Below are 12,737 nucleotides of genomic sequence, written 5' to 3' on the forward strand. Positions count from 1 at the left end.
AATCCTCAACTCCACCTTATTTCTACGCAAGCATTCTGTTAATCAGCGGTTCTGTGGATAGCCTGTACATACTCAGTTATAATGCCTGCTTATTTTGTTTAAAATTGCCATACTATGCATTTGAAGCAATTAAAATTAGCCGGTTTTAAATCGTTTGTTGATCCGACCGTCGTTCATTTTCCTAGCCAGTTGGTTGCGGTTGTTGGACCTAATGGTTGTGGTAAATCGAACATCATCGATGCGGTACGTTGGGTCATGGGGGAAAGCTCTGCAAGAAATTTGCGTGGTGAATCCATGACCGATGTCATTTTTAATGGCTCTTCTAATCGTAAATCGGTAGGCCAGGCTTCTGTTGAACTCGTATTTGATAACAGCCTTGGGCGTCTCACGGGTCCTTTTGCGAGCTATGGTGAAATCGCAGTAAAACGAGTAGTGACTCGAGATGGTGATTCTTCTTATTATTTAAATGGCAGTCGTTGTCGACGTAAAGACATTACTGATATTTTTCTTGGAACAGGTGCTGGAGCTCGTGGTTATTCAATTATTGGTCAGGGTACTATTTCGCAGCTTATTGAGGCCAGGCCGGAAGACTTAAGGGTATATCTTGAGGAGGCAGCAGGTGTTTCCAAATACAAAGAACGTCGGCGTGAGACCTTGCAACGCATTGATCACACACGCGAAAATTTGACTCGGGTTGCTGACATTCGAGAGGAGTTGGACAAACAATTACAACGTTTGGAACGGCAAGCCAAAGCGGCTGAACGTTATCTCATTCTTAAAGACGAAGAACAATTGTGTCGAGCAGAAATTTTAGCACTTAAATGGCAGGATTTTATTGTTCAGCAAGAGGTGAAACAACGTCAAATACAAGAATTAGCTGTGAGTTATGAACAGCAACAAAGCGCACTCGTTAAGGCCAATAAAGAACGAGTCGAATTGAATGAAACCCTTCATGATGTAGAAGAAAAAACGCAGCAAATTCAGGCCAGTTTCTATCAATTAGGCACTGAAATTGCTCGTTTGGAAGAAACCACGCAGCAGCAAACGCGTGAAAAGAAACGTTTGGAGCAGGATCAACAGCAAATGCAAGATGATTGGCAGATTGCTGAAGAACAACTCAAAAACGATAAAGAGGCGTTACTTCATTGTCAGCAAAATGCGCACGATCTCGAAAAGCGACTTGAACAATTAAGGGCTCAATTTAAAGAACTGGAAGTGGATTGGCAAGATACCCAAAAGCAACAGGCCGAATGGGATCTGCATTGGCAGGAAGTCCAAACTCAAACAAGCAATTTGAAAAGAGAGTTCCAGGTGGCTGAGGTTAACGCGCACCATTTGGAAGAAAAATATCAACAAACACTTTTAAGATTAGAAAAGCTTCAATTAGAGCAAGAAGCGATTTCAGTAACGGATTTACAACAGACTCGAAATAACTTAGAAGAACAGCGCATTAAATTAATTGCTGATCATGAGTTTGATGCGTTGCAACTCAAACAAAGCCAGGAAAACACAGAACAATTACGTGGTAAATTGCAGAATATCGAGCAACAACTGCATGTGTTGCAGGATGATTTCCATCATGCAAACAGCGAATATGCCGCATTAATGGCTGCACAACGGGCAGCGCGCCAAGGAATGCAACGCAGCAAAAATGTAATTAAAGAGTGGTCAGAAAAACCTCGATTGATGGATATTCTACAAGTGGAAACTAAATGGCAATCAGCTTGTGAGCGTGTACTCAATGAAGCATTACATGCATATGTTCTGGAATCTTTTGAAGAATTATGGCCGCAACGCGCCATTTGCGAACGACAAGGCGAAAATATAGTTACCCTCCGAAACATCAATCTTAAACCCAGCTCTTATCCTCGTCTTATTGATAAAATTAAAGGAACCATTCCAGCAAATGCACATCCATTGGAACATATCTATGCTGCAGAACATTTTGATGAAGCATTAAGTTGGTTGCCTGCATTGGCGGTGCATGAATCGATTATCACGCCCGATGGCTTTTGGTTAGGCCAAGGATGGGTGAAATTTGTTACTCCAGAGACCCAGGATGAGTTGGGTTTGTTGGCTCGACAACAAAAAATTACTGAACTCGCTGTTGTTGTTCAGGAGTTACAAGAGAAAATTGAGGTTATCAGGACGGAGCGTGCTGATACACATCAGCAGTTACAAAAAAGTTTAAAAGACATTGAATTACAGCAGTTGAATGTCAATGCCAGTAATGAAGCATTAAGAACTAATAGTGTGGCATTGAGTGCTAACGAGCAAACGATGGTGCAGGCAGAAAAACAGGCAACTGCTTTAGCGTTCGAATGTGATGAATTGAAACTTACTTTGGAAGAAACTGCAGCAGAACAATGTACTATAAAAGAAAAATTACATTTTTTAGAAGAGCAATGCCAAGTGTATGAGCAGCAACAGGAACGCTGCCTGCAAGAAAAGCAAAACTGGGTGCAAACGTTTGCATCAAAAAATAAGCAGTTGGAAGAGTCTCGAGTACTACTGCATCATGCAGAACTGGAATACGATAGAGAAAAAAATAAAATACAGCAACTCAATGATCGTATTGAGCGAGAACAAGATCGTTTAAATACATTGCAAGAGCGTTTGGAACATATTGCAATGCTTTGTTTGCAAACAGAAGGTCCCGGAGAGGAACTCAAAGAGCAACTGGCCCAACAATTGCAAAAACAGGGTGAAATAGAATTGCAGCTCACTTTAAGTAGAGAACAATTATCACAGCTGAGGATAGCGCTTGAACAGTGCGAGAAAAATATTTTAAACTGTGATTTTGAGGTAAAGCGTATCCAGGAGCAAATAAGCAATACCCGCATGGAAGAGCAGGCTTTGGCGGTGCGCGCCAGCTCTGTACAAGAATCTCTTGATGAGTCGGGCTTGCAGGCACAAGCATTACTTGAGCAAATACCTACAGGTGTCACTCAAGCGATGCGTGAAGATGAATTAATTGCTCTTTCTGAAAAAATTAAACGTTTGGGAGCTATTAACCTGGCTGCAATTGAAGAATTTACTACGGAACAGCAACGTAAAGTATATTTGGATGAGCAGTATGATGATTTAACTCAAGCATTGGCCACTCTAGAAACGGCCATTGAAAAAATGGATAAAGAAACCCGTTCACGCCTGGAAAATACTTTTAACGAAGTCAATTCTTCATTTAAGGCACTTTTCCCACGTTTGTTCGGTGGTGGAAGAGCACAGCTCGAATTGACTTGTGATAATCTGTTGGAAGCTGGTATTGTAGTAATGGCACAACCCCCGGGAAAACGAAATAGTACCATTCATTTGTTATCCGGGGGAGAGAAGGCAATGACCGCAGTAGCATTAGTTTTTGCTATTTTTCAGTTAAACCCTTCGCCATTTTGTATGCTAGATGAAGTGGATGCACCTTTAGATGATGTAAATGTGGGGCGTTTTTGCGCTTTGGTGAAAGAAATGTCACAATTCGTACAGTTTCTCTTTATTACACATAATAAAGTTACAATGGAATTAGCAGATCATTTGATTGGGGTAACTATGCGTGAACCTGGAGTGTCTCGCTTGGTTGCGGTTGATGTAACACAAGCTTTGGCTATGGAGTAAATGATGCAGGCAAATTGGAGCTTAATTCTTAATGTCCTGTTGTTAATTGGCGTTATTGTAGCAATTGGGCGCTTAATGAAAGCTCGAAGACAGAGCTTAAATCCAGAACGTTATCAACCTAGTCTGGGAACATCAGGAAAAAGTTCAGATAACACACAGAATTATAATGATGACATTATCGCAGTCCGTAAAATCAATGCTACGGACCTCAATAATGATATTGCAGGGGATAATGAGGTACAACTAATTAAAACAAATACGCCTAAAACCTCTCAACCACGTCTAATGCCTCTGGATGATGAAGAGCACATTGAATTAAAGGTTGAGATGAAGCCGAAATCCGCGCCAAAAGTAGAGGTAGAGTCTTCAATAAAAATGGATACTCCAACGACCTTAATGATGTTTTTGCTTGCAAAAGAAAACAGGCAATTTGCAGGATATGAGTTATTACAAACTGTTTTGGCGGCTGGGTTACGTTTTGGTGAAGGGAGTTTATTTCATCGACATCAATTTCCTAACGGCCAGGGGCCCGTTTTGTGCAGTTTAGCTGCTGCAACTGCGACGGGAGTTTTTGATTTGCAAAATATTGGTGCTTTTAGTGTGCGTGGCCTTTGTTTATACATGCACTCGTCAAAAAATCCAGGTATCGATATAGAACGATTTGCAGTTATGCTGGAAACTGCACGCCAATTAAGCGAAGGCTTAGATGCTCATTTACTTGATGATCAGCGTAAGCCATTAACGGAAGAAAGGATTGCTCGTTATCATCGTCTGTTGCACATTAATCCATCTCATATTGAGTCCGCTACAGTATAAATGAATCAATCATGGAGCAGCATAATACTCCTCGCCCTATGAGCATCGCGAGGGATCGCCACAATAAAGCACTATGTTTTGATGGGAGATTCCTCGCAATGCTCGGGATGATGACAAAAAATTTCGTGCTCTCCTGCCCCGCACACAGGCTGTAATATATGTAGAATAACAATCCAGGCTACTTTTACTGTGGTTACCCCCTTGAACTCTACGCTCAAGTGTTAGTACACTAGACTTTTAGCCAAGCCTTAATATTATGAACCTAAATACTGTTGCCGCATTACTTGCCCAACCCTGTCAGATCAATGCTGAACTTACTGGTATTAGTACTGATAGCCGTGAACTAAAACCAGGAAGTTTATTTATTGCCATAAGGGGTGAACGCTTTGACGGGCATGATTTCATAAAGGATGCAGAAACGCGTGGCGCAGTAGCTGCGGTAGTTAATTATGTTGTAGAAGGCGTGCGCATACCACAATTTGTTGTTCCGGATCCCATACAAGCTTTGGCTAAAATAGCAGCGGCTCATCGACAGGATATTCATTGCCCTGTAATTGCGTTGACTGGATCCAATGGGAAAACCACAACCAAAGAAATGATCGCTTCAATTTTACCGTCTCCCTCCCATGCTACTCGAGGGAACTTCAATAATCATATTGGTGCACCATTAAGCGTTTTACAACTGAATAACCAACACAATTACGCAGTTTTTGAATTAGGTGCAAATCATCCAGGTGAAATAGCACATACTGTTGCCATTGTTCATCCTGATGTGACATTAATTAATAACATTGCCCCAGCACATGTAGAAGGTTTTGGTTCTATTGATGGTGTTGCTCGTGCTAAAGGAGAAATACATCAAGGTTTGTCTCTGGCTGGTGTAGCGGTTGTGAATGATGATGATGCTTATGCTCATTTTTGGGATGAAATATTGCATGACAAAAAAGTACTCCGTTTTTCTTTAGATCACACTGCTGATATTTATGCGCAAGATGTGCAACTGGATACCTCAGGTTGTGGGCATTTTTCTTTGATCATACCCAATGGACAAGCAGATATTCATTTACAAGTTCCTGGTCTGCATAATGTTCGTAATGCTCTAGCAGCTGCAGCGTGTTGCCATGCTGTAGGTATTTCCATAAAAGAAATTCAACAGGGATTAAATCGATTTGGTGGTGTAAAAGGACGCTTGACAGTCCTTGAAGGGAAAAATCAATCCATTGTAATCGATGACACTTATAATGCAAATTTACGCTCTGTCTTAGCTGCTTTAGAGGTCTTGGCAGAACGCCCAGGGAAAAAGATTTTCGTTTTTGGCGATATGGGTGAGTTGGGTACTTGGGCCACCCAGCATCATCAGGAAGTCGGATTTGCAGCGCGTCGGTTGGGTATTAATCAATTACTCAGCTGTGGCTCTCACAGCAAATTAGCTGCTGAATCATTCGGCGTTGGCGGTGAGCATTTTACTACCCAAGAACAATTAATACAAAGCCTAGTGGAGCAGTTGTCACCAGATACTGTTGTTTTGGTAAAAGGGTCCCGATCCAGTGCAATGGAAAAGATTGTGCAACAACTGATTTAGGTTGAATGATCGTGTGTGTCTGACTCACTTGACAACAAGCAATTAGGCTAAAGAATCCAAGAATTTTTTTTATATGATGCTGAATGGTATGTAGGTTTATGGTATGCTTGGCCGCTTTTTTGGCCCATTATCCTGTTGGGCGTTACTTAACACAAAACCCATAGGGGCCTGTTTATAATTCTACCGCTCGTCAGGCTTTGCGCCAGTCGAATTGTAAGCAAACTTTAATTGGGGTTAACAAGAGGAACAATTATGCTCTACTGGCTAACGCAGCTATTCCAAGGACAGTATCATGCGTTAAGAGTTTTTCAGTACCTAACTTTTAGATCTATTTTAGCTTCATTGACTGCCCTTATTGTGGGATTAGTCTGTGGTCCTTTGATGATTCGCTGGTTACGTAGTTTGCAAATTGGCCAGATGGTAAGGGATGATGGCCCTCAAACTCATTTATCAAAAGCAGGCACTCCAACCATGGGAGGGGTCTTAATTCTCCTGGCTATAACCGTGAGCTGTTTACTTTGGGGGGATTTACAACAGTCCAGCTTATGGCTTGTTCTTTTAGTGACTCTCGCAAATGGAGTAGTCGGATGGGTTGATGATTACCGCAAATTAGTATTAAAAAACAGTAAAGGATTACCTGCCCGGTGGAAATATTTTTGGCAGTCACTTATTGCGCTTATTGCGGTAATTTATTTATACATGCATGCTAATCTACCTGTCCATACACAGTTGACAGTACCTTTTTTTAAATCCTTAACTATAGGTTTAGGTATCCTCTTTCCTATTCTGGGTTATTTCGTTATTGTTGGAAGTTCCAATGCAGTGAACTTGACCGATGGTCTAGATGGTTTAGCGATTATGCCTATAGTCATGGTTGCTGGTGCCTTGGGTATTTTTGCATATGCTTCCAGTAACTCAGTCTATGCACCTTACCTTGGAATACCCTATGTTCCTAACACAGGGGAATTAACTATTTTTTGCTCCTCAATTGTTGGCGCAGGCCTTGGCTTTCTTTGGTACAATAGTTATCCCGCACAGGTATTTATGGGGGATGTAGGCTCTTTAGCTTTAGGGGCTGCTTTGGGTATTGTTGCAGTAGTTATCCGAGAAGAATTGGTTTTATTAATGATGGGCGGCTTATTTGTTATTGAGACGATTTCTGTTATTTTACAGGTAGGTTATTTTAAATACACCCATGGTAAACGTTTATTCCGAATGGCACCCTTACATCATCATTTTGAATTAAAAGGATGGTCTGAGCCTAAGATAATTGTCAGATTCTGGATTATCACGGTTGTTTTTGTGTTATGCGGGTTAGCTACTTTAAAACTTCGATAAAAGGATACACTTATGAATCCTCCTTTGTATTTAGTTGCAGGTTTGGGTAAAACAGGAGTATCGGTAGCACGATATTTGCGTAGAAAAAAGAAACCATTTATTGCTTTTGATACACGTGCCCAAGTACCAACTGTCGCTGAGTTTACGAAAGAGTTTCCTGATGTTCCTGTTTATACGCAACATATTCCTGATGAAATCGTTGCCCAGTTGACAGATATTATTGCAAGTCCGGGCCTACCGTTAGATACTCCTTTTTTAAAAAAAGCCATGCAGATGGGCGTCGATGTATATGGTGATATTGAGTGTTTGGCTCGAGAGATTCAAGCTCCGGTAATTGCAATTACGGGAACTAATGGAAAATCTACAGTGACTACTTTAGTAGGCGAAATGGCGAAGGCTGCAGGATATAAGGTTGCTGTAGCCGGAAATATAGGAACCCCTGTTCTTGATATGCTTGATGATGAGCATCAGTATGATTTATGGGTTTTAGAATTATCTAGCTTTCAATTAGACTTAACTTATTCGTTGGCGCCAATTGCTGCGACTATTCTGAATGTGAGTCCTGACCATTTAGACCGCCATCATACTATGGATGCTTATGTCCAAGCCAAACAACGTGTGTACCGTCAAGCACAGGTTGCGCTATTCAATCGTGATGATCCTTCTACTGTTCCAGCTACTGAAGTTAACCGTATTTCTTTTGGTGTTGATGCCCCTGAAAAAAACAACTGGGGTTTGATCACTCAAGAAGATAAAATATACTTGGCAAAAGGTGATATCCGCATGTTGGCTGTTGACTCTATATTGATCAAAGGAGTTCACAATTGGCTTAATGCGCTCGCGGCTTCTGCTTTGGCGGATGCGGCAGGTATTTCGCAGCAACACATTACGAGCGTATTGACCTCATTTGCGGGCTTACCACACCGTTGCCAATGGGTACGAACTCTTGATGGTGTGGATTGGATTAATGATTCAAAAGGGACAAATATTGGTGCAACCATCTCCGCGATTAATGGAATAGGAGGTTCTATGCAAGGAAAAATTGTACTTATTGCAGGTGGGCAAGGAAAGGGTGCTGATTTTAGGGAATTGGCTCAACCTATAGCTGATTATGTACGATCCATCATTTTAATTGGTGAAGATGCAGATAAGATGGAGGCTGCTTTAGCTAATGTAGTTCCAATCGCACGTGCTTCTTCATTGGATAATGCTATAGAGGTAGCTAAATCAAAGGCAAAACCAGGTGATGTTGTTTTGTTGTCTCCAGCGTGTGCTAGTTTGGATATGTTCCGTGATTTTAATCACCGCGGAGAAACGTTTGCTGCTTTAGTGAATGGATTATAAGCGATGCGGCCTAGACATGTGAATCAAAGGGGAAAACCTGTCAGTCGGCCTATTTCACTTTATGATAAATGGCTAATTAGCGTAGTTATTGGTTTGCTAATCATTGGGTTGATGATGGTTGCTTCGAGTTCGGTCATGATCTCCACTAAATATTTTCATCAACCATTCCATTTCTTAATTCGCCAAGCATGTTATTTATTTGCTGGTTTAATGATTGCCCTGATTGTGATCAGGACCGACAGCAGCGTTTGGGAGCGTATCAGTATGCCAATGCTGTTAATTTGCCTGTTGATGTTGCTTGTTGTATTAATTCCAGGAATAGGTCGATCAGTCAATGGCAGCCGTCGATGGTTAGCATTGGGCCCGATAGGCATTCAAGTATCCGAACTGGCAAAACTGACTATGATTTTTTATCTCTCTGGATATTTAGTACGTCAGCAAAAAGCGGTCAGTAACAGCATCTTGGGTTTTATTAAACCTATGGTGATTCTGGGGGTTGTTTCCTTTTTGTTATTACTTGAGCCTGATTTTGGTGCTACAGTGGTGATTTCGGGCACAGTGATGGCCATGCTATTTTTAGCTGGTGTAAAATTACGCTATTATATAGGCTTAATGTGTGTTGTTATGGCCGCACTCGCCTTTTTGGCGGTTTCATCTCCTTATCGAGTGGCTCGATTAACCGCGTTTTTAGATCCTTGGGCAGATCAGTATAATAGCGGTTATCAACTGACTCAGTCTTTGATTGCATTTGGACGGGGAGGCTGGTTTGGTGCGGGTTTGGGAGAGAGTATTCAGAAATTATTATATTTACCCGAAGCGCATACTGACTTTTTATTTGCTGTTTTAGCTGAAGAGTTGGGCTTAATCGGTATTTTAATGGTTATGGTTTTATACACCATATTAGTCATTAGAGGTTTGACTATTGCATACAATGCCCATGTACAAGAAAGATTATTTGCTTCGTATACTGCTTATGGTTTAACTTTTTGGTTAGGGCTGCAAGCCGCTATTAATATGGGCGTTAACTCGGGTCTACTGCCTACAAAAGGGTTAACTTTACCATTAATGAGTTATGGCGGAGCAAGTATGGTTATCAATTGTGTTGTAATTGCGTTATTATTGCGCATCGATCATGAAAATCGTTGGCAAGCTTTGGGATTAGGACCTGTCTCGAAATAAACCTTACAGTGAGCAACCTTTGCTAATCCGGGCGCTCGCTGTAAGGTTTATTTTATGACAGGCCATTAGGCCACTGTCAGCATAAGGGGGAATTTGTGGGTAATTCAGGACAATTTATATCATCAAGGATGGGCTGTGTAGAACAAATACATTTTGTTGGAATTGGTGGGGTTGGTATGTGTGGTATCGCCGAGGTATTACACTACCAAGGGTATCGTATTACTGGTTCTGATTTGGGTGAAGGAAGTACGGTACAAAGGTTAAAATCCTTAGGCATTCCCGTTTATATGGGACATAAAGCAGAACATATAAAAGGAGCAGATGTTGTAGTTCGCTCTTCGGCTGTTGGCATGAATAATCCTGAAATTGTAGCTGCTCGTGAACAAATGATCCCAGTAATCCCACGAGCTGCAATGCTTGCTGAACTGATGCGCTTTCGCCATGGTATTGCAGTAGCTGGTACCCACGGTAAAACGACCACAACAAGTCTTGTAAGTAGTCTCTTGGCGGAAGGTGGCTTAGATCCAAGTTTCGTGATTGGTGGAAAATTAAATAGTCTGGGGATCAATGCGCAACTCGGCCAATCCCCATATTTTGTTGTTGAAGCGGATGAAAGTGATGCATCATTCCTATTCTTAAAACCTATGATGGCCATAGTGACAAATATTGATGCAGATCATATGGACAACTATGAGAATGATTTTGAAAAATTAAGAACAACTTTCCTTGAGTTTCTGCATCATTTGCCATTTTATGGTTTAGCAGTGGTCTGTATTGATGACCCTGAAGTACGTAAGATCATTCCAGCTATTGAACGGCCTACATTGACTTATGGGTTTGCCGAAGAGGCTCACTACCGTGCGATTGATTGGACGCAAAATGAACTGCTTAGTGAGTTTACTGTGGTTCGTCCTGTACCTTATACGGCATTAAAAATTCGATTTCAGTATCCAGGGCGTCACAATGTATTAAATGCATTGGCTGCCATTGCGATTGCGACACAATTAGGGGTTGACGATGCTTCTATTGTACGCGCTTTGGCAAAATTCCAAGGTGTTGGCCGTCGTTTTCAAATGCTGGGCGAGAAAAGATTTGAAAATGGTTCCGCTCTTGTTGTTGACGATTATGGCCACCATCCTCAAGAAATCCTATCAACTATCGATGCTTTTCGACATGTTTGGCCCAACAAGCGACTCGTGCATGTATTTCAACCACATCGTTATACAAGAACCCAATCATTACAAGAGCAATTTGTGGATGTATTGAGCCTTGCTGATGAATTGTTTTTATTTGATATCTACTCTGCAGGAGAAGCTGAGATTCCTGGGATAACCAGTGAGACTCTGGCACAAAAAATTAGAAATAAAGATAAAAAAGTAACGCTTGTGAATGAGCAATCGCTTAAGGCACAGCTGAATCAGTTAGTTAAAGATGGTGATGTGATCTTGATGCAAGGTGCTGGGAGTATTGGTCAAATTGCTGTGAACCTGATGAAAGAATTGTGAGAGCAACATGAGTCCAACTGAGAATCCTTGCAATCTTGACGGTGAAATTCAGGGCACTTTGCTTTATAATGAGCCTTTTGCTGAATACACTACCTGGCGTGTAGGAGGTCCGATGGTTTCTCAAAAGCATGCAAATTTTATAATCAATCATCAAGGTTCAGCAACTGCAGCTGATATTGCAGCATTGATTCATTTGGTACAAACTAAAGTTCGTGAGCAGACAACGATTGAGTTGTTGCGCGAAGTTCATATAATCGGAGACCGTTAATGTCCAAGCTTCTCAACCTGGTTCTTCTGTATGGTGGAAAATCTGGAGAGCATGAAATCTCGTTGATTTCAGCTGCATCTGTTCTTGCACATTTAGATGCTGGAAAATATAACATTATTCCTATAGCAATGGATAAAGATGGATTATTTTATCTTCATCAATATCAGGATTTACTTGCTTATAAAGAAAAACTTCCAGTGGTAACGGAGCATGCCACCCCTTTAGCAGGTTTATTTATCAATGGTCGGTTTTCTGTTGATGCAGATGTAGTTTTTCCTGTAGTACATGGCCCTTTATATGAAGACGGTTGCTTGCAAGGAATGCTTGAATTATCAGGTGTTGCTTATGTCGGTTGTGATGTGCTTTCTTCATCCATTGGAATGGATAAAGACATGGCAAGACGCATAGTTTGTATCAATGGTTTAAAGTCAGCAAATTACAAGCTTTTGTCTTGGCACAGCACAGCATCTGAAAGACAACACTTTTGTCAGGAGGTTGCAGAAGAGTTTGGATGGCCATTATTTGTCAAACCTTGTGCTATGGGATCGAGTGTAGGTATCCATAAAGCAAAAAATATGGCTGAACTGCTCGTCGCTGTGGATGATGCTTTACGCTATGACGAAGAGATTTTAGTTGAATCATTTATTCCAGGACGAGAAATTGAGCTCTCAGTTCTGGAGAGTGTTGTCCCTTCGGGAGAACCAAGGGTCAGTATTGCTGGGGAAATACGTGTTAATCATCCCGATGGTTTTTATTCTTATTCAGCGAAATATTTAGAGAGCGGACAAACCGATCTGATTATACCTGCTCCGTTGAGTCAAACGTTGTATGAGCAATTAAAAAAGGCGGCTGCAGATATTTTTATCCGCTTAAAATGTAAGGGTATGGCACGCGTAGACTTTTTTGTGAATGACAAGGACGAGATCATTTATTTTAACGAAGTAAACACCTTACCTGGTTTTACTTCAATTAGTATGTATCCAAAGCTATGGCAGGCGAGTGGTTTATCCTATCCTGAATTATTGGATGAATTGATTCGTATTGCGATGGTACATCAACATTGCCGCCAACATTTAGTAACCAATTATTTGTGAGA

General features: G+C 41.2%; 8 protein-coding genes and 1 pseudogene. All 9 read left to right on the top strand.

The window, feature by feature from the left end; all coding sequences use genetic code 11:
- Window positions 1–114 precede the first annotated feature (114 nt).
- Window positions 115–3,609, top strand: a complete 3,495-nt coding sequence (smc, locus tag OQJ26_RS08030; protein ID WP_265703353.1) for a chromosome segregation protein SMC — start codon at window positions 115–117, stop codon at window positions 3,607–3,609.
- Window positions 3,610–3,612: 3 nt separating this feature from the next.
- Window positions 3,613–4,425: a cell division protein ZipA C-terminal FtsZ-binding domain-containing protein gene (locus OQJ26_RS08035; RefSeq protein WP_265703472.1), complete on the top strand. Its 813-nt coding sequence runs from the start codon at window positions 3,613–3,615 to the stop codon at window positions 4,423–4,425.
- 256 nt (window positions 4,426–4,681) lie between these two features.
- Window positions 4,682–6,007 carry a UDP-N-acetylmuramoyl-tripeptide--D-alanyl-D-alanine ligase gene (locus OQJ26_RS08040; protein WP_265703354.1) on the top strand — a complete coding sequence of 442 codons (1,326 nt, stop codon included), beginning with the start codon at window positions 4,682–4,684 and terminating at the stop codon, window positions 6,005–6,007.
- Window positions 6,008–6,259: 252 nt separating this feature from the next.
- On the top strand, window positions 6,260–7,345 hold the full coding sequence (gene mraY / locus OQJ26_RS08045; RefSeq protein ID WP_265703355.1) for a phospho-N-acetylmuramoyl-pentapeptide-transferase: 1,086 nt from the start codon (window positions 6,260–6,262) through the stop codon (window positions 7,343–7,345).
- Between the two features lie 12 nt (window positions 7,346–7,357).
- Window positions 7,358–8,689: a UDP-N-acetylmuramoyl-L-alanine--D-glutamate ligase gene (murD, locus tag OQJ26_RS08050; RefSeq protein WP_265703356.1), complete on the top strand. Its 1,332-nt coding sequence runs from the start codon at window positions 7,358–7,360 to the stop codon at window positions 8,687–8,689.
- A 3-nt stretch (window positions 8,690–8,692) separates the two neighbouring features.
- On the top strand, window positions 8,693–9,868 hold the full coding sequence (ftsW, locus tag OQJ26_RS08055; protein WP_265703357.1) for a putative lipid II flippase FtsW: 1,176 nt from the start codon (window positions 8,693–8,695) through the stop codon (window positions 9,866–9,868).
- A gap of 95 nt (window positions 9,869–9,963) precedes the next feature.
- The gene (gene murC, locus OQJ26_RS08060) at window positions 9,964–11,373 is read left to right on the top strand and encodes a UDP-N-acetylmuramate--L-alanine ligase (protein WP_265703358.1); all 1,410 of its coding nucleotides are present in this window, start codon (window positions 9,964–9,966) and stop codon (window positions 11,371–11,373) included.
- Window positions 11,374–11,473: 100 nt separating this feature from the next.
- Window positions 11,474–11,641, top strand: a pseudogene (locus tag OQJ26_RS08065) (UDP-N-acetylmuramate dehydrogenase); the annotation flags it as partial.
- Window positions 11,641–12,735, top strand: a complete 1,095-nt coding sequence (locus tag OQJ26_RS08070; protein ID WP_265703359.1) for a D-alanine--D-alanine ligase family protein — start codon at window positions 11,641–11,643, stop codon at window positions 12,733–12,735. The pseudogene OQJ26_RS08065 and the gene OQJ26_RS08070, both read left to right, overlap by 1 nt.
- Window positions 12,736–12,737 lie beyond the last annotated feature (2 nt).

The organism is Legionella sheltonii (assembly GCF_026191355.1).
Classification (GTDB): domain Bacteria; phylum Pseudomonadota; class Gammaproteobacteria; order Legionellales; family Legionellaceae; genus Legionella; species Legionella sheltonii.